This window comes from Janthinobacterium sp. BJB304 (assembly GCF_002735765.1).
GTDB lineage: Bacteria > Pseudomonadota > Gammaproteobacteria > Burkholderiales > Burkholderiaceae_D > Janthinobacterium.
The window spans coordinates 1-22,975 of the sequence record NZ_PDZN01000035.1 but is presented as its reverse complement, the minus strand read 5'-3'; the positions used below and the strand labels follow the sequence as shown (position 1 = coordinate 22,975).

The window sequence follows — 22,975 nt, the reverse complement described above, 5'->3', positions numbered from 1 at the left end:
CTCTCTTGGCCTAATCAAACTAAATAATCAGCCATTTTCTCACAGGCACAGAATGTATTCACTCGCGTTTTCGATTTTGTTTGTATCCGTCCTCGTTTTGACCCTGGCCGTGCGCTTCTGGCTCGCTTCGCGGCAGATCCGCCACGTGCTGGCGCACCGCGCGGCAGTCCCGCCCGAATTCGCGGAAAAAATCCCCTTGGCCGCGCACCAGAAAGCGGCCGACTATACGGTGGCCAAGACCAAGTTCGGCCTGCTGACCTTGCTGGTCAACTATGCCGTGCTGATCGGTTTTACCCTGCTGGGCGGCCTGCAATGGCTGGCGCTGCACCTGAATGAATGGATGGGAGCGGGTTCGCCCATGCTGTACCAGATCGGCCTGATCGCCGCCTTTGCCGTCATTTCGGGCCTGATCGACCTGCCCTTCGATTACTACCGCCAGTTTGTGCTGGAACAACGCTTCGGCTTCAATACCATGGCGCGCAAGCTGTTCTTCACGGACATGCTCAAGGGCGTGGGCCTGGGCGCGGCCATCGGCTTGCCGCTGATCTGGGTCGTGCTGACCCTGATGGCCAAGTCGGGCGGCCTGTGGTGGCTGTACGCGTGGTTCGTCTGGAGCGGCTTCCAGCTGCTGATGATGGTGCTGTTTCCCACCGTCATCGCGCCCCTGTTCAACAAATTCACGCCGCTGGCCGACGAAGCGCTGAAAAACCGCATCGAAGGCTTGATGCAGCGCGTGGGCTTCGCCTCGAAAGGCTTGTTCGTCATGGACGGCTCGAAGCGCAGCGCCCACGGCAATGCGTATTTCTCGGGCTTTGGCGCCAACAAGCGCATCGTCTTCTTCGACACCCTCCTGTCGCGCCTAGCGCCGCAGGAGATCGAAGCCGTGCTGGCGCATGAACTGGGCCACTTCAAGCTCAAGCACATCGTCAAGCGCATCGCCATGATGTTCGTCATCTCGCTGGGCTTTCTGGCGCTGCTGGGCTTCCTGAAAACGCAGCCATGGTTCTATGCGGGCCTGGGCGTCGACCCTGTCGCGCTGGCCTTGACGGGCCAGCCGACGGACGCGCTGGCCCTGCTGTTGTTCATGCTGGCCTTGCCCGTCTTCACCTTCCTGCTGGGACCCTTGACCTCGCTCAGCTCGCGCAAGCACGAATTCGAAGCCGACGCCTTCGCCGCCACGCACACGCAGGCGGACGACCTGGTCTCGGCCCTCGTAAAAATGTATGAAGACAATGCGTCGACCCTGACGCCCGACCCGCTGCACTCGGCCTTTTACGATAGCCACCCGCCGGCCAGCGTGCGCATCCGCCACCTGAAAGGGGCTACGACATGAATACGCCATCGACGAATACGCCATCGACCTCGCACGACCTGGCCCAACTGAACTGCGCGCCACGCCAGCACGCGCTGGGCGACACCGGCGTCGCTACCCTCCACGCGCTGCTGCCGCAATGGACAGTACAAAATGGCAAGCTGTGCCGCGACTTCGGCTTCAAGAATTACTACCAGACCCTGGCGTTCGTGAACGCCCTGGCTTATATGACCCATATGCAAGACCACCATCCGGAGCTCATCATTACTTACAAAACCTGCGCCGTGCGCTACGACACGCACTCGGTCAACCAGGGCGCCGGCGGCCTGTCCGAAAACGACTTCATCTGCGCCGCCAAGGCCGACCTCATTTACCAGAGCAGCCAGGTGGCCCCATGAGCGAAGGCAAGTTGACGGGCGTCATCATCGCCGCCCACGGCCGCCATTACCTGGCCGACGTGGACGGCGCCAAGCTGCAATGCGTAACGCGCGGCAAGAAAACCAATGTGGCCGTGGGCGACATCGTGCACATGACGCGCACCTCGAACGACCAGGCCGTCATCGACCGCATCGAGGAACGCAAGACCCTGCTGTACCGCTCGGACCAGTACAAATCGAAGCTGCTGGCGGCCAATTTGACGCAGCTGTTCATCGTCGTGGCGACGGAACCGGGCTTTGCCGACGACCTGATCTCGCGCTCGCTGGTGGCGGCCGACGCGGCCGGCATCGAGGCGCGCATCATCCTGAATAAAACGGACGTGACCGCTTCGCTGGAACGGGCCCGCGAACGCCTGCTGCCGTATTCCTCGATGGGCTATCCCGTCGATGAAGTGTCGGCGCGCGCCGAACCCGAGCACGCCGTGGCCACCCTGGCGCCGCTGCTGGCGGGCCAGTCGTCGATCCTGATCGGCCAGTCGGGCATGGGCAAGTCATCCTTGATCAACCTGCTGGTGCCGGACGCCGACATCGCCGTGCGCGAAATCTCGGCCGCGCTCGACACGGGCAAGCACACGACGACCTTTACGCGCCTGTACAAGCTCGACGAACTGGGCCCGAACAGTTCCATCATCGACTCGCCCGGCTTCCAGGAATTCGGCCTGTATCACCTGTCCGAAGGCATGCTCGAGCGCGCCTTCCGCGAATTCCAGCCCTACCTGGGCGGCTGCAAGTTCTATAACTGCCGCCACCTGATCGAGCCGCAATGCGCCATCCTGCAAGCCTTGTCGGAAGGCAAGATCGCCAAGATGCGCCATACCCTGTATGGCCAGCTGCTGCACGAATCGGCGCAGACGCTGTATTAAGCAAATGCCGCAGCACAAATAAAGCCACAACAAAACCTCGGCCGGCAAAATTTAATTTTGCGGCCGAGCTTGCTTTTCGACTTTAATCCCAAAACCGTTCATCCGCCGTTTTAGGCATTTCAGCGCGTCAAACCTGCCGCCCGTCGCCTGCCGCTGGCGATGGCCAGGCGCGTTTGCTAACTTGACACCAGTCGCTGCCGGAAACCCGCCAGCGACCACACGATCTAACTACTCTCCATCCTGCCATCCTGATCGAAGGTGAATGTCATGCTGACCAAACGCTTACTCCCCCTCCTCGTCGCTATCTTTGCCGTTGCCGGCGGCACAGCCCAGGCCCAAACCGCGATGACGCCGCAAGCCGCAGACAGCGTGCGCGTCACCTCTGGCACCTACTATCACGTCACGGCACAGGAAGCCTTAGACATCGAGCAGCAATACCGCCTGTCGAATGGACAACGGCTGGAAGTCCGGCAGCAGGACACCCATTTCTTTGGCCGCCTGATCGACGACAGGGAATTGCATGCAAAGCCCAGCGTGGAAATCTATCCCACCGGGCCGGGCCAGTTTGTCAGCAAAAAGGGCTCGACCTTCGTTTTCAGCAATACGGGCGAGCGCGTGGTGATCGACGACGCCCAGTTCCTGCCCGGCTTGCGCATGCCTGCCGACATGCGCAGCGCCAGCACCATGGACGGCAGCGCCCGCATCCGCCTCGTGTCACGCTAGACGCCTGCGGCCGGCCGTAGCACGGCCGGAGAAACGCCCTGTCGTGGCGGCCGGGCGGGACGCACAATTCTGCCCTGCACACTGAACAATTCCCCTGAATGCAGCTTACAATGCGATGACGCATGGCCTGTGCGGTCGCAGGCTGGCGCCACTGTTTGCGGGGAGAATGCTTGAATGGAAATGTTCGCGCTCGAACATGACGTAGCGCAGTGGGAAAGCGCATTGCTGCCGTTGCGCGGCGCCGGGCGCGTACCGCTGCTGCTGTTGCTGGCATGGCATTTGCGCCAGCGCAACTGCGCACAGGCTCTGCACCATGCAGCCGAAGCGGCAGCCTTGTTGCCCCACGTCCAACTGCCGCCCCCCGCCTTGGCCAGCGCCCAAGCGCGTCTGCAACTGGTGCAGGCAGAAGTGGCATGGCTGCAAGGCGCACTCGATGCGGCCGAAAGCCTGGCCATGGCGGCGCACGCCATCCTGTGCGCACATGGCGACGGCGCCGGCTGCGCCGACGCCCACTGGCTGCTGTCCTCGATCGCCGTCGACCGGGGCGACCATGCCCGCTGCGACGCCGAACTGCTGGCTGCGGCGCAGCAAGCGCGTAGCGCCGGCGATGCGATACGCGCCGGCCTGGCCGACGCGGCCACGGCGCGCTGGGCCGTCTTGCACGACGCGCCGGCCGCCCAGGTCCGATGGGGCGGCCACTTCCAGACCGACGGCGCCAGCGGCAAGCTGGCCGCGCCGCTGGCCGCCTGGGTGCACGACTTTCGCGGCTTGCTGGCGCACACCTCGCGCGACCTGGGCACGGCCGCCGGCCACTACATGCAAAGCTATGAGGCGGCCCTGGAAAGCGGCCAGCTGCGCGGCGCGATCACGGCCGCCATCAATATCGGCGACTGCTTCTCAAGCCTCAACGACAACGAATCGGCCCTCGAATGGATGCAGTGCGCGCTGGACCTGGCGCGCCCCACCGGCTGGCCGCGCAGCATCGGCGCCTGCCAGACGCATACGGCCGAGACCATGCGCAAGCTGGGGCGCCTGGCCGACGCCGAAACACTGCTGCGCGATGCGCTGCACATCCTGGCCCCCGTGGCGGGCGCGCGCACCTATGCCAACGCCCTGTTCCACCTGGGCGAACTGAGCCTGGACAAGGGCGACTACGACACGGCGCTCGACGCCTTCAGCCGCCTGGCGCAGCGCGCCGAAGCGCTGGGCCAGGCCGATTTCCGCAGCTTGGCGCAGCGCGGCAGCGCCCACGCGCTGTCTTACCTGGACCGCCCGGACGAAGCGCTGCAGGCGGCCGAACGGGCTTGCCAGCTGGCCACCGCGCAGGGCGACGCCATGCACCAGGTGGCGGCGCTGCGCGTTTTGTCCATGCTGCATGCGCGCCACGACTTGCCGCCGCCCGCAGGCATGCAGGAACGCAATCCCGCCCTGCATTTCCTGCACCAGGCACTGCAGGTGGCCGACTCCATCGAAGGCTATGTGCCGCCGGGCGAACTGCTCGATGCGCTGGCACGCGAGTACGCGCATGCGGGCGACTATGCGCGCGCCTACGATATCGCCCTCGATGCGGGCGTGGCGCGCGAAAAAAGCCACACCCAGCAGGCGAGCAACCGCGCCACCGCCATGCAGGTTTACCACCAGACGGAACATGCGCGTTCGGAAGGCTATCACCACCGCGAACTGGCCGCCTCCGAAGCGCGCCGCGCCGAAGTATTGCAGCAGACCAGCGAGACCCTGGAGCGGCTGTCGGCCATCGGCCAGGAAATCACCACCCACCTCGACGCCAGCGCCGTGTTTCAGGTCTTGGACCGCCACGTGCATGCCTTGCTGCCAGTCAACACCTTCGCCGTCTACATGCTCGATGCGGCGGGCACGGCGCTGCGCCGCGCGCACGGCATGGAGGCGGGCCGGCCCCTGTCCGACAACGCCATTCCACTGAGCAACCCGCGCGCCTACTCCGTGCGCTGCCTGCTGGGCCGGCGCGAAGTGTATATCGACCAGGTGCCGCCCAAGCGCCACGCCTACACCGTGCCCGGCACGCTGCATAACCAGAGCGTGCTGTACGTGCCCTTGACGGTGGGCGAACGCGTGCTGGGCGTGATGACGGTGCAGGCTTGCCATGCCCATGCCTACGGCGAACGCGAACGCCTGATCTTCCGCACCCTGTGCGCGTATGGCGCCATCGCGCTCGACAATGCCAGCGCCTACCGGCAACTGCAAGACGCCCAGGCGCAACTGGTATCGCAGGAAAAACTGGCCGCCCTGGGTTCCTTGATGGCCGGCGTGGCGCATGAACTGAATACCCCGATCGGCAACAGTTTATTGATCGCCAGCACCATGCAGCAAAAAACGGAAGACGTGGAACGCCTGATGAACGGTCCTGGGCTGCGCCGCTCGGACCTGGCCGCCTACATCGAGGATGCGGGCAAGGCGTCGGCGCTGGTGATGCGCGGCCTGCACAGCGCGGCCGACCTGGTCAACAGTTTCAAGCAGGTGGCCGTCGACCGCACCACCGAGCAGCGGCGCCAGTTCGACCTGCAACAGGTGAGCAATGAAATCATCGCCACCGTCATGAACCGCATCCGCAGCTCGGGCCACCGCATCGAGACGGATATCGCGTTCGGCATCTCGCTGGACAGCTATCCGGGCCCGTTCGGCCAGGTGATCACCAATCTGATCAACAACGCCCTGCTGCACGCCTTCGCTCCCGCGCCCAACGACGGCGCCGCCGGCAAGGGCTGCATGCGTTTGTCCGCCGCGCCCGATGGCGCGCGCGTGCGGATCGTCTTCGCCGACAATGGCGGCGGCATCGCCGAACAGCATTTGTCGCGCATCTTCGACCCTTTCTTTACCACCAAGCTGGGCCAGGGCGGCAGCGGCCTCGGTTTGTCGATCAGCTACAACATCGTCACGGCCCTGCTGGGCGGCACCATCCAGGTGGCCAGCAGCCCCGCCGGCACGCATTTCACGCTGGACTTGCCCCTGGTGGCGCCGCAGATCGATGCGGCCAGCCCGGCCAGCATCTATTGATGGCAGCAAGACCGTGGCTGGACGCGGATACTTGTCTACACAAGTACCCGTCCGGCCAGTCTTTCCAATCTAAAAGCAAAACCCTTATAATTGAATGGCTGAAGTCCCTGCCATTGCATGATTTACAACTTGGCAAACCGCATCGACCCGCGCGACAAACAGGCGCGGGCACCGATCAACACAGCAGCGCGCCGGGCGAGGCAGTCATCAGACGAGATGTTGTACGCTGATGCAACCCGGCGGGAAAGGCACGCCGCCGGCGGCCTGCGCATCTTCAAGTGGTCATTATGTCGACAAAAAAACCGATCAAGCACTACCTCCAGTTCTCCGATTTCACGTTGGAAGAGTATGAATATGTGATCGAACGCGCCCATCTGATCAAGCGCAAGTTCAAGAATTACGAAATCTACCATCCACTGATCGACCGCACCCTGGTGATGGTCTTTGAAAAGAACTCCACCCGCACGCGATTGTCGTTCGAAGCCGGCATGCACCAGCTGGGCGGCGCCGCCATCTACCTGAACACGCGCGACTCCCAGCTGGGCCGCGGCGAGCCGGTGGAAGACGCGGGCCAGGTCATGTCGCGCATGTGCGACATCATCATGGTGCGTACCTTCGGCCAGGAAATCATCGAGCGTTTCGCCGCCAATTCGCGCGTGCCGGTGATCAATGGCCTGACCAATGAACACCACCCGTGCCAGGTCTTTGCCGATATCTTCACCTACATCGAACACCGCGGCTCGATCGCCGGCAAGGTCGTCGCCTGGATCGGCGACGCCAACAACATGCTGTACTCGTGGCTGCAGGCGGCCGAAGTGTTCGGCTTCCACGTCAACGTATCGACGCCGAAGGGCTACGACATCGACCTGTCGCAAGTCAAGACCGAGCGCTACACTTTCTTTGCCAACCCGTCCGACGCCTGCGAAGGCGCGCACCTGGTCAACACGGACGTGTGGACCAGCATGGGTTACGAGGCGGAAAACGCGGCCCGTATCGCCGCCTTCGACGGCTGGATCGTCGATGGCGCGAAGATGGCCCGCGCCGCGCCCGACGCGCTGTTCATGCACTGCCTGCCCGCCCACCGCGGCGAGGAAGTGGCCGCCGAAGTGATCGACGGCCCCCAATCGGTCGTGTGGGACGAGGCGGAAAACCGCTTGCACGTGCAAAAAGCGCTGATCGAATACCTGTTACTCGGTAAAATCCAATAATTCGCCCGGCACTGCATAAAAAAACCTGGCAGCATCGCAATACATACATCGACAACGACAACTGGAAGCAATATGAGCGACATTAAAAAAGTAGTCCTGGCCTATTCCGGCGGACTCGACACCTCCGTCATCCTGAAATGGCTGCAAGATAACTACCAGTGCGAAATCGTCACCTTCACGGCCGACCTGGGCCAGGGCGAAGAACTGGAACCGGCGCGCGCCAAGGCCATCAAATTCGGCATCAAGCCGGAAAACATCCATATCGAAGACGTGCGCGAAGAATTCGTGCGCGATTTCGTCTTCCCGATGTTCCGCGCCAACACCGTGTATGAAGGCGAATACCTGCTGGGCACCTCGATCGCCCGTCCGCTGATCGCCAAGCGCCTGATCGAAATCGCCAACGCCACGGGCGCCGACGCCATCTCGCACGGCGCGACCGGCAAGGGCAATGACCAGGTGCGTTTCGAACTGGGCGCCTACGCCCTGAAGCCAGGCGTGAAGATCATCGCCCCATGGCGCGAGTGGGATCTGCTGTCGCGCGAAAAACTGCTGAAGTACGCGGAAGACGCCGGCATCGAAATCGACATGAAGCACAAGAACGGCGGCGCGCCGTACTCGATGGATGCCAACTTGCTGCACATCAGCTTTGAAGGCCGCCACCTGGAAAACCCGAGCGCCGAAGCGGAAGAAACCATGTGGCGCTGGACCGTCAGCCCTGAAAAGGCGCCGGACGAAGCGGAATACCTGGACATCGAATACGAAAAAGGCGACATCGTCGCCATCAACGGCGTGCGCATGTCGCCCGCCACCGTGCTGGCCGAACTGAACAAGGTTGGCGGCAAGCATGGCGTCGGACGCCTGGACCTGGTGGAAAACCGCTACGTCGGCATGAAGTCGCGCGGCTGCTATGAAACCCCGGGCGGCACCATCATGCTCAAGGCCCACCGCGCCATCGAATCGATCACCCTGGACCGCGAAGTGGCCCACCTGAAAGATGACCTGATGCCGCGCTACGCATCGATGATCTACAACGGCTACTGGTGGGCGCCCGAGCGCGTTGCCCTGCAAACCCTGATCGACCACACGCAGGAAACCGTGAACGGCTGGGTACGCATCAAGCTGTACAAGGGCAATGTCATCGTCGTTTCCCGCGATTCGAAGACCGATTCGCTGTTCGACATGAACATCGCCACCTTCGACGAAGACGGCGGCGCCTACAACCAGGCCGATGCCGGCGGCTTCATCAAGCTGAACGCCTTGCGCATGCGCATCGCCGCCATCGCCCGCGAAAAACGCGGCCAGAAGTAATTGCCGGGAGGCACCGCCTCCCGTCCCGCCAAAAGCCGCCCACGGGCGGCTTTTTTGCGTTTGAAACGCACTCGGCCGCGATTTACGGCCCTGCGCGCGCCCGGATCACCCCCATTTTGCTGTCCGCATGGCAAAATGCTACAGTGCAATTTAGAGCACCTAACATAACCTACTGCGCGTCGCGATTTGCGGCCTGCGATGTTCACTGTGCATGCGCACAGTTGCGCTTCTCAGCCGCAACTCGCTGCCGCTCGCTACGGTTCTGTTAGGCGCTCTTAGTCGAAAACTTCCCGCTTCCGGAGCCACCATGTTCAAAGACCTGAGTATCAAGAATAAACTGTACCTGGGCTTCGGCTCCATCGTGGCCATCATCCTGATCCTGCTGGGCGTGGCCTACAACAGCTTCTCGCGCCTGTCGGAAGCCAATGCATGGGACCGCCACACGATGGAAGTGCTGGTCGAGATCGACAAGATCCACAATTCCATCCTGCAAATCCAGGTGGAAGTGCGCGGTTTCATCCTGACCGGCAACGAAGCCTCGCTGACGCCGGAAACCGATGAAACGGGGGTGCTGAGCCAGCACACGCAAAAAGCCATCGCCATGACGGTCGACAACAAGCTGCAGTCGGAACGCTTCCGCAAGATCGACCAGCTGACCACCACCTGGGTCAAGGAATGGATCAATCCCCTGATCGAGAAGCGCCGCGTGCTGGGCAATGCCCCGGGCGCCACGGAAGCGGTGGCGCGCACCATGCCGCCAGGCGGCTACCCGGCTGTCGCGCAAGCGAACAAGCTGCTCGACGAGGTGGCGGCGGAAGAATCGCGCCTGCTGGCCGAACGTACGGCCACCACGGCAAAATTGCAGGAAACCATGCTGCTGACCCTGGCCCTGGGCGGCCTGCTGTGCGTGGTGCTGGCGCTGGGCATTTCCTACCTGCTGGGCCGTTCCATCCTCGGCCCGCTGAACAGTCTGACGGACGCCGTCGGGCGCATCGCCGGCGGCGAGCAAAGCGCGCGTGCCGCCATCCTCTCGCGCGACGAACTGGGCAAGGTAACGGAAGAGTTCAACCGCATGGCGCAAACCATCCAGGACAACCAGGCCAACGAATTGGCCGCCACCAACACCTTGCGGGCCAAGGTCGATTCCTTGCTGGAAGTGGTGTCCAAGGCAGCCTCGGGCGACCTGACGGGCAAGGTCGGCATCACGGGCAGCGATGCCATCGGCCAGCTGGGCAATGGCCTGGCGAAGATGTTCGAAAACCTGCGCAGCCTGCTCAACAATGTGCAAAAGGCCGGCATCCAGGTGACGACGTCCGCCACGGAAATCGCCGCCTCGGCGCGCCAGCAGGAAGCCACGGGGATTGAGCAAGCGCAAACGAGCGTGGAAATTCTCAGCACCACCAAGGAAATCTCGGCCAACACGAGCCAGTTGCTCAAAACCATGGAAGACGCCACCGCCGTGGCCGACTACACGACGAATGCGACGGCCGAAGCGCAGAACAACCTCAAACGCATGGATTCGACCATGCAGCACATGGTCTCGGCCACCGATTCCATCAACGCCAAGCTGGCCGCCCTGTCGGAAAAAGCCAGCAATATCAATAGCGTGCTGATCACCATCACGAAGGTGGCGGACCAGACCAACATCCTGTCGCTGAACGCCGCCATCGAGGCGGAAAAGGCGGGCGAGGCGGGCCGCGGCTTTTCCGTGGTGGCGACGGAAATCCGCCGCCTGGCCGACCAGACGTCCGTCTCCACCTGGGATATCGAACAAATGCTCAAGGAAATGCAGTCGGCCGTGTCCGCCAGCGTGATGGGCATGGATAAATTCTCGGAGGAAATTCGCCGCAGCGTGGGCGAAGTGCGGCAAGTGGCCGAGCAGCTGTCGTCCGTCATGGACCAGGTGCAAAAGCTCACGCCGCAGTTCGATGCCGTGCTGCAAGGCATGCAGTCGCAGGCGATCGGCGCCTCGCAAATCTCCGACACCATGATGCAGCTCAACGATGCCACCCAGCAAACGGTGGAGTCATTAAAAGCCACCAGCGAAGCGGTGCACCAGCTGCAATATGCGGCGGGCGACCTGCAGTCGAGCGTGTCGACCTTCGCCGTCACCATCTGATCCCATGAAAGTGCTGCTCTTTCACATCGGACGCGACCGCTATGGCCTGCCCCTGGCCGGCATCGTGCGCGTGCTGCCGCTGCTGGAGCTGAAACAGTTGCCGCTGACGCCAGACTACGTGGCCGGCCTGATGGACTTGCACGGCACGCCCGTGCCCGTGATCGACCTGTCGCGCCTGGCCGGGCTGCCGCCCGCCGCCGCGCAGTTCGACACGCGCATCGTCATCGTCGACTACCGCGCAACGGGCGGCGGGACGACGCACGCGCTGGGCTTGCTGGCCTCGCAGGTGCGCGGCATCGCCGACATCAACCCGCTCCAGCTTGAGGACAGCGGCGTGGCGACGGCGCCCTTCCTGGGCCAGGTGGCCAGCGACGCCGACGGCATCGTGCAGCTGGTCGAGCTGGATCACCTGCTGCCGCCGGACGTGCGCGCGCTGCTGTTTCAAGACGCGGGCGCGGCATGACGGCGCAAGCCCTGCTGCGCCGCGCGACCGGCCTGTCGGTGTCCAAATCCGTGGCCGAGCGGGCCGTCAATCAGCGCATGGAGCAGACGGGCTTCAGCGATAACGAAGCCTATCTGCAGGCGCTCACGCCGGCCGAAATGACGCAATTGATCGAACTGGTGGTGGTGCCCGAATCGTGGCTGTTCCGCGATCCGCAAGCGTTCTACGCCACCGTCGAACTGGTGCAGGAGCGCTGGGCGCGCGGACGCGCCACGCGCATCCTGTCGATCCCGTGCGCGGGCGGCGAGGAACCGTATTCGATGGCCATGGCGCTGCGCGACGGCGGTGTGCCGAAACAGGCGTTCAGCATCGACGCGTATGACCTGAGCCCCGGCTGCATCGAGCGGGCGCAGGCCGGCGTGTATGGCCGCAACGCCTTCCGCGCGCAGGACGTGGCCTTCCGCGAACGCTATTTCACGCACGTGGCCGACGACGCCTACCGCATCATCGACTCCCTGCGCGACCAGGTGACCTTCAGGCAGGGCAATCTGCTGCAGTTCGATACCGCCAGTTGCAGCAAACATTACGACGTCATCTTCTGCCGCAACCTGCTGATTTACTTCGACAAACCGACCACGCGCGCCGCCATCGCCAACCTGTCCGCCCTGCTGGCCGACGACGGCATGCTGCTGGCCGGCTATGCGGAAGTGCCGTCGTTCTGCCAGAACGGCTTTGCGCCGCTGCAGTTCCGCCAGGCTTTCGCCCTGAAGAAGGAAACAGCGGCGCCGGCCAGTCCCGTGCAAGTGGCGCCGCTGCCTGTCGCGCGTCCCCTGCGCAGCGTGCCGCCCGCGCCAGGGCGCGCTGCAATAGCGCCCCCCTCTTCCGCCGCGCCGGCGGTGCCGCGCACGCGCCCCGTGTCCGTGCCATCGCCCGCGCCGGCAGCGCAAGCCGATTTGCTGGCAGAGGCGCGCCTGCTGGCCGACCGCGGCCAGTTGCGCGAGGCCGGCGACAAATGCCACGCCCACCTGGCGAAAGTGCCCGAGGCGGCGGAAGCGTATTTCATGCTGGGCATCATCAACGAACTGGCCGGCAAGATGGACCTGGCCGACGACTACTGGCGCCGCTGCATCTACCTGCAGCCCGACCACTACGAGGCGCTGTGCCATCTGGCCCTGCTGGCCGAACGCAATGGCAACCATACGGCCGCCGCCACCCTGAAGGCGCGCGCGGCACGCATTTACGAGCGCCGGCAGGCGTCCAACTAAGGGGCAAGCATGACAAATCTCATCGCCACCGAGTCCCCCGCCGCCATCGACGACTGCTGGAACCATATCGGCGTGGTCGGCGACCAGAGCTGCCCCAAGCTGCCAGCCAACGTGCATTGCCGCAACTGCGACGTGTACGCGGGCGCCGCCCGGCGCAACCTGCAGCGGCCCGTGGACGAACACTATCGGCGCGACTGGGCCAGCCACTTCCGCCAGATCGATACGGGCGGCGAAGTGCGCGACAGTTCCGCGCTGGTGTTTCGCATCGGCCGCGAATGGCTGGCGCTGCCCACGCGCGTGTTCGACGCCGTGGCGCCGCAGGCCAGGCCGCACGTGCTGCCGCACCGCAGCGGGCGCGGCCTGGCAGGCATCGTCAATATCGGCGGCAAGCTGTATCCATGCATGTCGCTGGCGCACCTGCTGGGCATCGACGAACAGGGTGCGCCAGCGGCCCGCGGCCGCCACACGTTTGCGCGCCTGCTGCTGCTGCGCTGGGAAGAGCAGGCTTACGCACTGCCCGTGGCCGACCTGCACGGCATCGTGCGCTATGCGTCGGGCGCCGTGCAGGCGCCGGCGGCGACCATCAACAAGGGCCTGTCGCGCTTTTTGTCCGGCGTCATCACCGAGGGCGACATGCGCATCGGCTGCCTCGACACGGCGCTGATCGGCTTTCAACTTGCGAGACTATTACGATGAGCCAGGACCAGCACGGCGACCTGAGTGCCTTTTCCATGCTGGACCTGTTCCGCATGGAGGCGGACAGCCAGACCCAGATTCTCACCGACGGCTTGCTGGCCATGGAGCGCCATGCGGGCGACGCGGCGGCCGTCGAGGCGATGATGCGCGCGGCGCACTCGATCAAGGGCGCCGCCGCCATCGTCGGCCTGCAGGTGGTGGTGCAGCTGGCGCACGGCATGGAAGACAGCTTTGTCGCCGCCCAGCACGGCCGATTGAAGCTGACGCCGGAACGGGTCGACGTGCTGCTGTCGGGCGTCGACCTGATCGTGCAGCTGTCGCGCCTGGACGATGCGGGCGCCGAAGCGTGGCTGGCCGCCAATGCGGCGCAGATCGACCAGACCCTGAACGCCATCGCCGGCATCGCCGACCTGCCCGAATTGCCGGCCCTGCCCTCGTTGCCTGCCTCCGCTCCCGCCCCCTTGCCGCAGGAAACGCCCAATCCGACCGAACTGCAGGCTCCCGTGGCCAGCGGCCTGGCAGGCGAGGAAGCGGAAACGGCCGCGCCTGCGCCGCGTACGGGTGCCGCACCGGCCAAGGCGGCGGCGCAAAACTTCGACAAGCTGCTGTCGCTGGCCAGCGAATCGCGCATCAATGCGCACCAGATGCACCCGTTCGTCGGCGCCCTGCAGCGTTTCAAGCGCAACCAGAGCAGCCTGTTTTCCGCCATCGAGCACCTGCACGAAGCCATTGCCCGCTCGGCCGACCCGGGCCTGATGGAAAAATCCCTGCTGGCGCTGCAAAAGACGCAACCGCTGAAGCAGTTCATGCTCGAGCACATCGCCGACATCGAAACCTATGAGCGGCGCCTGCTGGCCGTCTCGCAAGGCATGGTCGACGAAGTGCTGGCCCTGCGCATGCGCCCTTTCCGCGACGGCATCCATGCGTTTCCGCGCATGGTGCGCGACCTGGCGCGCAGCCTGGGCAAGGAAGTGCAGCTGGAGATCGAAGGCGAGGATACCCTGGTCGACCGCGACATCCTGGCGAAGATCGAAAGCCCGCTGAACCACATGCTGCGCAACGCCATCGACCATGGCATGGAAGGCCCGTACGAGCGCATCGACGCGGGCAAGGAAGCGATGGGCACGATACGCATGGAGGCGCGCCACCGCGCCGGCATGCTGAGCATCGAGATCAGCGACGACGGGCGCGGCGTCGACCTGGAAAAAATCCGCCAGTCCGTCATCGAACGCAAGATGGCCAGCCCCGCCATGGCCGCCGCGCTGTCGCCGGGCGAGCTGCTGGAGTTTTTGTTCCTGCCCGCCTTCAGCCTGAAGGCGACGGCCAATCAATTGTCCGGGCGCGGCGTGGGCCTCGACATCGTGCACGAGACGATACGCCAGCAAAACGGCACGGTGCGCCTGGAATCGGAGCCGGGCCGGGGCTTCCGCGCCCTGATCACCCTGCCGCTGACGCAATCGATCGTGCGCGCGCTGGTGGTCGACGTGCACGGCGAAGCCTATGCCATCCCCATCGTCAAGGTGGAAAGCGTGGTGCGCGTGCCGCAAGCGGCCATCCATACACTGGAAAACAAGCAGTTCTTCGAACTCAAGGGCGAGCATCTGGGCCTGGTGTCGGCGGCGCAGGTGCTGGAACTGGGTGAAGCGGCCAGCCAGGCAGAGGACTTGCCGGTGGTGGTGATCGGGCGCGGCAAGCAAAGCTATGCGCTGGTGGTCGACGCCATCCGCGGCGAGCAAAGCCTGGCCGTGCAGGCCATCGATCCGATCTTCGGCAAGATGCGCGACATTTCCGCCGCCGCCCTGCTCGACGACGGCGAGCCGGTGTTGATCCTCGACGTGCCCGATTTGCTGCTGTCGATCGACAAGCTGCTGCATGAAGGCGGCCTGCACCAGCTGGCGCAGGCGGGCCACGCGCAGCAGCGCCGCGCCAAGCGCATCCTCGTCGTCGACGATTCGCTGACGGTGCGCGAGATGGAGCGCAAGCTGCTGCTGGCGCGCGGTTTCGACGTCGACGTGGCCATCGACGGCATCGACGGCTGGAACGTGGTGCGCAGCGGCGAGTACGACCTGGTGATCACCGACGTGGACATGCCGCGCATGGATGGCATCGAACTGGTCTCGCTGATCAAGAAGGATCTGCACCTGCACAAGCTGCCGGTGATGATCGTCTCGTACAAGGACCGCCCGGAAGACCGCGCGCGCGGCCTGTCCGCCGGCGCCGATTATTATCTGACCAAAGGCAGCTTCCACGACGAGACCTTGCTCGACGCGGTGGCCGACCTGATAGGAGATGCCCGCTTATGAGCTGTCATTCATGAAAATTGCCATTGCCAACGATGTCGCCATGGCCGCCGAGGCCCTGCGCCGGGTGGTCGCCAGTACGCAGGAACACCAGGTGCTGTGGATCGCCCGCACGGGGCTGGAGGCCGTGCGCATGTGCGAGGGCAACCGCCCCGACCTGATCCTGATGGACCTGAACATGCCGGAGATGGATGGCGTGGAAGCGACACGCCTGATCATGGAGCAGAGCCCATGCGCCATCCTGGTCGTCACGGGCCGGCCGCAGGACAATGTCAACCAGGTCTTCCGCGCGCTGGGCGCGGGCGCGCTCGACGTCACGGCCACGCCGGTGCTGCAGGGGGAAGTGGGCGGCGACAGCGAACTGCTGGCCAAGATCAAGACCATCGGCAAGCTGATACGCCACAGCGCCGAAGCGCCGCCGCCGCGCCCGGCGAACGGCAATGGCGGCGAACGGGGCGACGGCCAGGTATCGACCCTGGTCGCCATCGGCGCCTCGACGGGTGGCCCCTCGGCCGTGGCCAAGGTGCTGGCCGGCTGGACGGCGCCGCCCGGCTGCGCCATCGTGGTGGTGCAGCACATCGATGAAACCTTCGCCTCGCACTTCGCCAAATGGCTCGATGACCAGCTCAGCATGCCCGTGCGCGTGATCGCCGAAGGCGATGAACTGGTGTCCGGCACGGTACTGATCGCCAAGACCAATGACCACTTGCTGCTAGATCAAAATTATCGTTTGGGTTACGATGCAGCACCGCGCGACTATGTTTACCGCCCGTCCGTCGATGTCTTCTTCAACTGCGTGGCGCAGCACTGGCGCGGCGACGCCATCGGCGTATTGCTCACAGGCATGGGGCGCGATGGCGGCGACGGCTTGCTGGCCATGCGCCGCGCAGGCAAGACGACGATCGCGCAAGACCAGGCCAGCAGCGCCGTGTACGGCATGCCGCGCGCGGCGGCTGAACTCGATGCGGCGCAGCAAATCCTGCCATTGGATAGAATAGGCGCCTGCCTGCGCGGCCGCCTGGGCGCCAAACTCAACAATGGGTGGGAGCCCTCCCCTAACATCTGAAAAGAATGCAATGCCAGAATTCTCCTCCAGCTTCACCCAGCATGAACCCGCATTGACCGAATTCAAGGTCAGCGTGCTGCTGGTGGATGACCAGTTGATCATTGCCGAGGCAGTCCGGCGCATGCTCAGCGACCAGCAGGATATTGAATTTCATTATGTAACCGACGCCACGCAGGCGCTGGACACGGCGCAGCGTTTGCAACCGACCGTCATCCTGCAAGACCTGGTGATGCCGGGCATCGACGGCTTCGCCTTGATCCAGCAGTACCGCGAAAACGAGGCGCTCGCGCACGTGCCGGTGATCGTGATGTCGGCCAAGGACGACCCGAAACTGAAGGCCCACAGCTTTGCCGTCGGCGCCAACGATTATGTGGTGAAACTGCCGGACCGCCTGGAGCTGCTGGCGCGCATACGCTACCATTCCAACGCGCACATCAGCCGCCTGCAGCGCGACCAGGCTTTTCGTTTCCTGCGCGAAAGCCAAAAGAACCTGGCGGACGCGAACATTGAATTGCAGAAACTGGCCGCCCTCGATGGCTTGACGGGCATCGCCAACCGCCGCCGTTTCGATGAAACCTTGCATTTTGAATGGCAGCGGGGCCAGCGCGACAAGGCACCGTTGAGCCTGCTGTTCTGCGATATCGACCATTTCAAGAGCTATAACGACCATTTCGGCCATCTGGCGGGCGACCTGTGCCTGAAAAAAGTTGCCGCCGTGCTCACGGAACATTTGAAACGCCCGGCCGACCTGGCCGCCCGCTACGGGGGCGAAGAATTCGCCCTGATCCTGCCGGAAACGGAAGCGGCCGGCGCGCTGCTGATCGCCCAAGCATGCCGGCGCCATCTGGAAGGCTTGCAGATCGAAAACCCGGCGACAGGCACGGGCATCGTCACCATCTCGATCGGCGTGGCCACCGTCGTACCTTCGCCCGACTCGACGGTCGAGCAACTGATCAACCGCGCCGACCAGGCCCTGTACGCGGCCAAGCGCGGCGGACGCAACAGCGTGCTGAGCGCCGATGACGTCCAGGACTGATTTTTAACAGCAAGGAAAGTGAAGCATGAGCACACAACTGGACAATGTCAGCGTCGTCAAGAAGTCGAATATCTACTTTGACGGCAAATGCGTCTCGCACAACGTCATCCTCGCCGATGGCACGAAGAAAAGCGTGGGCGTGATTTTCCCGTCATCGCTGCGCTTCAACACGGGCGCGCCGGAAACGATGGAAATCGTCGGCGGCCTGTGCAAGGTGCGCCTGGCGGAGGCGACGGAGTGGAACAGCTATGGTGAGGGCACGCAATTCAGTATCCCAGGCAATAGCTATTTTGATATTGAAACGGTGGAAACACTCGATTACGTCTGCCACTTCGGCTAATCCACGCAGAAAAAACGTCCATGGCTGCGTTGCACTGCCTCGCCGTACTATGCGTACTGTCTTCGGCAATGCGCCTTGCCCTGAACATTTTTTCAAGCGCGGATTGACTATTTAGATAAACACAGGCTCGGGCGACAGGCGCACGCCGTATTTCGCCTCTACATCATCCTGTATCGCTTCCGCCAGCCGGGTAATGTCCGCGCCACGAGCGCCGCCATTATTCACCAGAACCAGCGCCTGCTTGGGATACACTCCCGCGGGCCCCAGGTTTTTCCCCTTCCAGCCACACTGATCGATCAGCCAGCCGGCCGCCAGCTTTTCCGTGCCATCGGGCTGCGCATGGTGCACCAAGGCGGGGAAACGTTCCAGCAAGGTAAGACATTGCTCGCGTGACACCACCGGATTCTTGAAGAAGCTGCCCGCATTGCCAATCACGGCCGGGTCCGGCAATTTTCGCCGGCGGATCGCCATCACCGTGTCGGCCACCTGTTGCGGCGTCGGCTCGGCAAGATGGCGCTCGGCCACGGCCTGCGCCAGTTCCGCATAGCGCAAGTTCGGCTGCCACTCGGCGGGCAAGGCAAACGTCACTTCCAGCACGATCAGCTCGCGCCCGTCGGCCTGCTTGAAGATGCTGTCGCGATAGGCGAAACGGCAGGCGTCGCGGTCCATGTCGAAGACGATGCCGCTGGCGCTGTGCATGACGCTCACCTTATGCAGATAATCCTTGATTTCCACGCCATACGCGCCGATATTCTGGATAGGCGCCGCACCCACCGTGCCGGGGATCAAGGACAGGTTTTCCAGTCCGCCCACGCCTTGTGCCAGGGTCCACTGCACGAAGTCGTGCCAGTTTTCGCCGGCCGCGGCCGTGACGAGTATCGTCTCGAAGTCCGCCTGCGCCAGGCGCATGCCGCGCGTGGCCATGTGCAGCACGGCGCCGGGAAAATCGCCCGTCAGTACGATGTTGCTGCCGCCGCCCAATATCAGGCGCGGCATGGCGGACAGGGCGGGATCTTGCAGTGCGGCCTGCAGCTGGGCCTGCGAAGTAATGCGTACGTAGGCGGCCGCATGGGCCGCGATGCCGAAGGTATTCAGGCGCTGGAGGTTGTAATTGTGTTCGATGGTGAGCTCTGGATGCATGGGATAGGGAAATTTTGCTCGATTATAGAGCGAAAGCGACAAAAAACCACCTCAGGACAAGGGCGACTTGCCCGTTGTCCGTTAAAATGTCGCATCTTTAACAGGGCCGTCCCATGGTGCAGAATCAGCCGCCAAGGCCCAGTGCGCCGAGCGCGCGCTCGCTTTAACAAGAAAAGGAACAGACCATGCCGTCATTTGATGTAGTCTCCGAAGCCGATATGATCGAAGTCAAGAATGCCGTCGAGCAATCCAACAAGGAAATCACGACCCGCTTCGACTTCAAGGGCAGCGATGCCCGCGTCGAACACAAGGAAAACGAATTGACCGCATTCGCGGATTCGGAATTCCAGCTCAGCCAGGTGCGCGACGTGCTGACCAATAAATTGACCAAACGCAAGGTCGATGTGCGCTTCCTCGACGAAGGCGACATCAAGAAGATCGGCGGCGACAAGGTCAAGCAGATCATCAAGATCAAGAATGGCATCGAATCGGATGATGCCAAGAAAATCGTGCGCGTCATCAAGGACAGCAAGATGAAAGTGCAAGCGAGCATCCAGGGTGAAGCCGTGCGCGTCACGGGCGCCAAGCGCGACGACCTGCAAGCGGCCATGGCCATGCTGCGCAAGGACGTGCCCGACATGCCGCTGGAATTTAACAATTTCCGCGATTAATTTCGATGATGCGCACGCTCCGGCCTGCGCTTGCACCGGCATGGCGGCAAGCTGCCTCGGAGCACCTGCCCGCTTGGGGTAGAATTGAAGCTGCGCACAGCTACATGCGCCCGCGCGCCTGACCGGCAGCGGGCTTGACCGTACATCTGGCTCAGTGATAACCACGGTAGTCTAAGGATAGCAATGAAACGTGTTGATGATTTCCGCCTGCGATTTGGCAAAAAAGAATATGTGCCCATCATGATAGGCGGAATGGGTGTGGATATTTCCACGTCGGAGCTGGCCCTGGAAGCGGCACGGCTGAACGGTATCGGGCATATCTCCGATGCCATGGTGGAAGACGTGTCGGATCGCCGTTTCGATACCACCTTCGTCAAAGACAAGACGAAACTGTACAAATTCAACATCAATAACAGCGACAAGGCCGTGGTGCAGTTCGACCTGGGCCGCCTGGCGGAAGCGCAGCGCCTGCATATCGGCCGCACCATGGAAGCAAAAAAAGGCGATGGCTTGATCTTCGTCAATTGCATGGAAAAGCTGACCATGAATGGCCCCCGTGAAACCTTGCGCGTGCGCCTGAACGCGGCACTGGACGCCGGCATCGACGGCATCACCCTGTCCGCCGGTCTGCACTTCGGCTCGTTCGCCTTGATGGCCGACCATCCGCGTTTCCGTGACGCCAAGCTGGGCATCATCGTCTCGTCCGTGCGCGCCTTGCAGATTTTCCTGCGCAAGAACGCCAAGCTGGACCGTTTGCCCGACTTCATCATCGTCGAAGGACCCTTGGCCGGCGGCCACCTGGGTTTCGGCATGGACTGGGCCAATTACGACCTGCACACGATCACGGCTGAACTGCTGGCCTACCTGAAAGCCGAACAGCTGGACATCCCGCTGATCGCCGCCGGCGGCATCTTCACGGGCAGCGACGCAGTTTCCTTCCTGGAAGCGGGCGCAGCCGGCGTGCAAGTGGCGACGCGCTTTACCGTCACCAAGGAATGCGGCTTGCCGAACAAGGTCAAGCAGGAATACTACAAGGCCTCGGAAGAAGACATCATCGTCAACGGCGTCTCGCCGACCGGTTACCCGATGCGCATGCTGAAGAACACGCCCGCCATCGGCGCCGGCATCCGTCCAGGCTGCGAATCGTATGGCTACCTGCTCGACGCGACGGGCAACTGCGCATACATCAACTCGTACAACCGCGAAGTGGCGGCCCATCCGGAACAAAAAACCGTCGTCGTGATGGACAAGACTTGCCTGTGCACGCACATGCGCAACTTCAACTGCTGGACCTGCGGCCATTACACGTATCGCCTGAAGGACACCACGCACAAGCTCGACAACGGCGAATACCAGATCCTGACGGCCGAACACGTCTTCAAGGATTACCAGTTCAGCGTCGACAACCAGATCGCCCTGCCGGAAAAAGAAATCCTGGTAGCGGGCTGAATATTGTCAGCATGACATGAAAATGGCGCAGCCTGCGAAGGCTGCGCCATTTTTTTATGCGGGGAGCATCTGCCGCAATGCCCGTTCGATCACGTCGAACTTGGGCCGTCGCAATACTTCTTCCTGCAGGCAAGCATCCATCATGGCCTGCAGACTGGGCATGGACGCCGCGCAATGCGCGATCAACTCGCCCAGCAGCACGCCAAAGGCACGCGCCTCTATGCCTTGCAGTACCTCCCCATGCGGTGAACCGGACGCAAACATCGACGCCGCGCCGAAGTCGCCCAGCAGGCAGGCGCCACCGTCCGCATACAGGATGTTGTGTGCATACAAGTCGCCGTGCACGATCCCGCGCGCATGCAGCTGGCATACGGCCGAGGCGATGCCCTGGGCAATGGCCAAGGCTTGCGGTGCCTCAAAGCGCACGCCTTCGGCATACACATCACGCGTGCATGATGACAGGCTGGGCGGCCCTGCCAGGTTGCGATAGGCCACGTCGATCAGCGGCATGACCAGTCCCAGCGCCCCTTGCGGATGCGCATCGAGCGTCCCGAGGATGGGGATCAGCCCCGGATGGGCGCCGGCGCCGACACAGGCAGCCATTTCGCTGCGCGGCAAGCCGTCGCTGGTCATCGCCCCCTTGAATACTTTGACGGCGACATCCTCAACACCATCGAGGCGGGCACGGAAAATCACGCCCGATGCCCCCTCGCCCAGCTGCTGCGCCAGTTGCAAACGCGGCCAAGCCACGCCCGCCGTCCCGGCGCCGCTCAGGGCCGCCAGTTCACGCGCTTCCGTAAAGGGATTGCCCGCATACGCGAGCCAGCTCAGGCGTGGTAAGGCCAGCAGGCAATCGGGGAGCGCCGTGAAACGGTTGGCGGCGATGCGCACCAGTTCCAGCTTGCGGCAGTTCACCAGCGATGCCGGCAAACTGCTCAGGCAATTTCCCGCCAGCATGAGTTTCTGCAATTGCCCGCACTTGCCGAGTTCATCAGGCAAGACTTCGATGGCATTGTCGGTCAGCGTCAGCCAGCGTAGTGCCGATGGCAAGGCTGCGGCCGGCACGTGGCCGATCCGGTTCGCCTTAAAACCGATCATTTCCAGCCCAGGACAGGAACCGAGCACGGCCGGCAAGGTGGTGAACAGATTATCCGAGCAAAATATGATGCGCAGCTTGTGCAGGCGCGGCAGATCGTCGGGCAGCGAAGATAGCGCATTGCCGGACAGGTCGAGGATTTCCAGGCTGTCGGCCAGGTCGAATATCTCGCGTGGGAAGTCCGTCAAGCCGCACGACAGCTTCAGGCGGCGCAGGCCGGCCAGTTGGCCAGTGCGTAATTGTTCCAGCGTATGCATAGCAGACAAGATATCCCTTTCAAAAATCCGGCAATCGCTGGCGTACACAAAACCAGCGGACGTAAAAAAACCCCCACCGGGTCACCGATGGGGGTTTTTTCGAATAACAAGCCTGACGATAACCTACTTTCACACTGGTTGCAGCACTATCATCGGCGCAAAGTTGTTTCACGGTCCTGTTCGGGATGGGAAGGGGTGGGACCAACTTGCTATGGTC

Annotated in this window: 19 protein-coding genes and 1 rRNA gene; 17 read left to right on the top strand and 3 right to left on the bottom strand. The window is 63.1% G+C overall.

What is annotated here, in order from left to right; translation table 11 throughout:
* Nucleotides 1–52: 52 nt before the first annotated feature.
* From CSQ95_RS27855 to CSQ95_RS27785, 15 genes are all read left to right on the top strand, one after another.
* Nucleotides 53–1,333, top strand: a complete 1,281-nt coding sequence (locus CSQ95_RS27855; protein WP_099411856.1) for a M48 family metallopeptidase — start codon at nucleotides 53–55, stop codon at nucleotides 1,331–1,333.
* Nucleotides 1,330–1,710: a 4a-hydroxytetrahydrobiopterin dehydratase gene (locus CSQ95_RS27850; RefSeq protein ID WP_099411855.1), complete on the top strand. Its 381-nt coding sequence runs from the start codon at nucleotides 1,330–1,332 to the stop codon at nucleotides 1,708–1,710. Before CSQ95_RS27855 ends, CSQ95_RS27850 begins: the two co-directional genes overlap by 4 nt.
* A complete protein-coding gene (rsgA, locus tag CSQ95_RS27845) occupies nucleotides 1,707–2,612 on the top strand; it encodes a ribosome small subunit-dependent GTPase A (protein ID WP_099411854.1) in 906 nt (301 codons plus the stop codon). Before CSQ95_RS27850 ends, rsgA begins: the two co-directional genes overlap by 4 nt.
* A gap of 267 nt (nucleotides 2,613–2,879) precedes the next feature.
* Nucleotides 2,880–3,335, top strand: a complete 456-nt coding sequence (locus tag CSQ95_RS27840; RefSeq protein ID WP_099411853.1) for a hypothetical protein — start codon at nucleotides 2,880–2,882, stop codon at nucleotides 3,333–3,335.
* Nucleotides 3,336–3,515: 180 nt separating this feature from the next.
* Nucleotides 3,516–6,365 (top strand): ATP-binding protein, encoded by a 2,850-nt coding sequence (locus CSQ95_RS27835; RefSeq protein ID WP_257218255.1) that lies wholly within the window; start codon nucleotides 3,516–3,518, stop codon nucleotides 6,363–6,365.
* A 287-nt stretch (nucleotides 6,366–6,652) separates the two neighbouring features.
* Entirely contained in the window at nucleotides 6,653–7,573 is a 921-nt protein-coding gene (gene argF, locus CSQ95_RS27830; RefSeq protein ID WP_070290636.1) for an ornithine carbamoyltransferase, read from the top strand.
* A gap of 72 nt (nucleotides 7,574–7,645) precedes the next feature.
* A complete protein-coding gene (locus tag CSQ95_RS27825; RefSeq protein WP_034759383.1) occupies nucleotides 7,646–8,881 on the top strand; it encodes an argininosuccinate synthase in 1,236 nt (411 codons plus the stop codon).
* A gap of 307 nt (nucleotides 8,882–9,188) precedes the next feature.
* Nucleotides 9,189–11,000 (top strand): methyl-accepting chemotaxis protein, encoded by a 1,812-nt coding sequence (locus CSQ95_RS27820; RefSeq protein ID WP_099411851.1) that lies wholly within the window; start codon nucleotides 9,189–9,191, stop codon nucleotides 10,998–11,000.
* Nucleotides 11,001–11,004: 4 nt separating this feature from the next.
* Nucleotides 11,005–11,463: a chemotaxis protein CheW gene (locus CSQ95_RS27815; RefSeq protein WP_099411850.1), complete on the top strand. Its 459-nt coding sequence runs from the start codon at nucleotides 11,005–11,007 to the stop codon at nucleotides 11,461–11,463.
* Nucleotides 11,460–12,707 (top strand): protein-glutamate O-methyltransferase CheR, encoded by a 1,248-nt coding sequence (locus CSQ95_RS27810; RefSeq protein WP_099411849.1) that lies wholly within the window; start codon nucleotides 11,460–11,462, stop codon nucleotides 12,705–12,707. The genes CSQ95_RS27815 and CSQ95_RS27810 overlap by 4 nt, the downstream gene beginning before the upstream one ends.
* A 9-nt stretch (nucleotides 12,708–12,716) precedes the next feature.
* Entirely contained in the window at nucleotides 12,717–13,403 is a 687-nt protein-coding gene (locus CSQ95_RS27805; RefSeq protein WP_099411848.1) for a chemotaxis protein CheW, read from the top strand.
* Nucleotides 13,400–15,706 (top strand): hybrid sensor histidine kinase/response regulator, encoded by a 2,307-nt coding sequence (locus CSQ95_RS27800; protein WP_099411847.1) that lies wholly within the window; start codon nucleotides 13,400–13,402, stop codon nucleotides 15,704–15,706. The genes CSQ95_RS27805 and CSQ95_RS27800 overlap by 4 nt, the downstream gene beginning before the upstream one ends.
* Nucleotides 15,707–15,716: 10 nt before the next feature.
* Nucleotides 15,717–16,769, top strand: a complete 1,053-nt coding sequence (cheB, locus tag CSQ95_RS27795) for a chemotaxis-specific protein-glutamate methyltransferase CheB (RefSeq protein ID WP_099411864.1) — start codon at nucleotides 15,717–15,719, stop codon at nucleotides 16,767–16,769.
* A gap of 10 nt (nucleotides 16,770–16,779) precedes the next feature.
* The gene (locus CSQ95_RS27790) at nucleotides 16,780–17,805 is read left to right on the top strand and encodes a diguanylate cyclase (protein ID WP_099411846.1); all 1,026 of its coding nucleotides are present in this window, start codon (nucleotides 16,780–16,782) and stop codon (nucleotides 17,803–17,805) included.
* Between the two features lie 25 nt (nucleotides 17,806–17,830).
* A complete protein-coding gene (locus tag CSQ95_RS27785) occupies nucleotides 17,831–18,145 on the top strand; it encodes a pyrimidine/purine nucleoside phosphorylase (RefSeq protein WP_099411845.1) in 315 nt (104 codons plus the stop codon).
* A gap of 111 nt (nucleotides 18,146–18,256) precedes the next feature.
* Here the strand turns inward: CSQ95_RS27785 and murB are convergent, their stop codons facing one another.
* Entirely contained in the window at nucleotides 18,257–19,285 is a 1,029-nt protein-coding gene (murB, locus tag CSQ95_RS27780) for a UDP-N-acetylmuramate dehydrogenase (RefSeq protein ID WP_099411844.1), read from the bottom strand.
* Nucleotides 19,286–19,470: 185 nt separating this feature from the next.
* Here murB and CSQ95_RS27775 point away from each other — a divergent pair, with 185 nt between their 5' ends.
* Both CSQ95_RS27775 and CSQ95_RS27770 read left to right on the top strand, forming a co-directional pair.
* On the top strand, nucleotides 19,471–19,956 hold the full coding sequence (locus tag CSQ95_RS27775; RefSeq protein WP_034759416.1) for a YajQ family cyclic di-GMP-binding protein: 486 nt from the start codon (nucleotides 19,471–19,473) through the stop codon (nucleotides 19,954–19,956).
* Between the two features lie 183 nt (nucleotides 19,957–20,139).
* On the top strand, nucleotides 20,140–21,405 hold the full coding sequence (locus CSQ95_RS27770) for a nitronate monooxygenase (protein WP_070290627.1): 1,266 nt from the start codon (nucleotides 20,140–20,142) through the stop codon (nucleotides 21,403–21,405).
* A gap of 54 nt (nucleotides 21,406–21,459) precedes the next feature.
* Here CSQ95_RS27770 and CSQ95_RS27765 read toward each other — a convergent pair whose 3' ends face one another.
* Together CSQ95_RS27765 and rrf are read right to left on the bottom strand one after the other, a co-directional pair.
* Nucleotides 21,460–22,758: a leucine-rich repeat-containing protein kinase family protein gene (locus tag CSQ95_RS27765; protein ID WP_099411843.1), complete on the bottom strand. Its 1,299-nt coding sequence runs from the start codon at nucleotides 22,756–22,758 to the stop codon at nucleotides 21,460–21,462.
* A gap of 110 nt (nucleotides 22,759–22,868) precedes the next feature.
* Nucleotides 22,869–22,975 (bottom strand): 5S ribosomal RNA (gene rrf / locus CSQ95_RS27760); the annotation flags it as partial.

Bases quoted from the DNA above. Each gene is read 5' to 3' on its own strand.
- CSQ95_RS27855 (WP_099411856.1), top strand. From the start codon at position 53: ATGTATTCACTCGCGTTTTCGATTTTGTTTGTATCCGTCCTCGTTTTG.
- CSQ95_RS27850 (WP_099411855.1), top strand. From the start codon at position 1,330: ATGAATACGCCATCGACGAATACGCCATCGACCTCGCACGACCTGGCC.
- rsgA (WP_099411854.1), top strand. From the start codon at position 1,707: ATGAGCGAAGGCAAGTTGACGGGCGTCATCATCGCCGCCCACGGCCGC.
- CSQ95_RS27840 (WP_099411853.1), top strand. From the start codon at position 2,880: ATGCTGACCAAACGCTTACTCCCCCTCCTCGTCGCTATCTTTGCCGTT.
- CSQ95_RS27835 (WP_257218255.1), top strand. From the start codon at position 3,516: ATGTTCGCGCTCGAACATGACGTAGCGCAGTGGGAAAGCGCATTGCTG.
- argF (WP_070290636.1), top strand. From the start codon at position 6,653: ATGTCGACAAAAAAACCGATCAAGCACTACCTCCAGTTCTCCGATTTC.
- CSQ95_RS27825 (WP_034759383.1), top strand. From the start codon at position 7,646: ATGAGCGACATTAAAAAAGTAGTCCTGGCCTATTCCGGCGGACTCGAC.
- CSQ95_RS27820 (WP_099411851.1), top strand. From the start codon at position 9,189: ATGTTCAAAGACCTGAGTATCAAGAATAAACTGTACCTGGGCTTCGGC.
- CSQ95_RS27815 (WP_099411850.1), top strand. From the start codon at position 11,005: ATGAAAGTGCTGCTCTTTCACATCGGACGCGACCGCTATGGCCTGCCC.
- CSQ95_RS27810 (WP_099411849.1), top strand. From the start codon at position 11,460: ATGACGGCGCAAGCCCTGCTGCGCCGCGCGACCGGCCTGTCGGTGTCC.
- CSQ95_RS27805 (WP_099411848.1), top strand. From the start codon at position 12,717: ATGACAAATCTCATCGCCACCGAGTCCCCCGCCGCCATCGACGACTGC.
- CSQ95_RS27800 (WP_099411847.1), top strand. From the start codon at position 13,400: ATGAGCCAGGACCAGCACGGCGACCTGAGTGCCTTTTCCATGCTGGAC.
- cheB (WP_099411864.1), top strand. From the start codon at position 15,717: ATGAAAATTGCCATTGCCAACGATGTCGCCATGGCCGCCGAGGCCCTG.
- CSQ95_RS27790 (WP_099411846.1), top strand. From the start codon at position 16,780: ATGCCAGAATTCTCCTCCAGCTTCACCCAGCATGAACCCGCATTGACC.
- CSQ95_RS27785 (WP_099411845.1), top strand. From the start codon at position 17,831: ATGAGCACACAACTGGACAATGTCAGCGTCGTCAAGAAGTCGAATATC.
- murB (WP_099411844.1), bottom strand. From the start codon at position 19,285: ATGCATCCAGAGCTCACCATCGAACACAATTACAACCTCCAGCGCCTG.
- CSQ95_RS27775 (WP_034759416.1), top strand. From the start codon at position 19,471: ATGCCGTCATTTGATGTAGTCTCCGAAGCCGATATGATCGAAGTCAAG.
- CSQ95_RS27770 (WP_070290627.1), top strand. From the start codon at position 20,140: ATGAAACGTGTTGATGATTTCCGCCTGCGATTTGGCAAAAAAGAATAT.
- CSQ95_RS27765 (WP_099411843.1), bottom strand. From the start codon at position 22,758: ATGCATACGCTGGAACAATTACGCACTGGCCAACTGGCCGGCCTGCGC.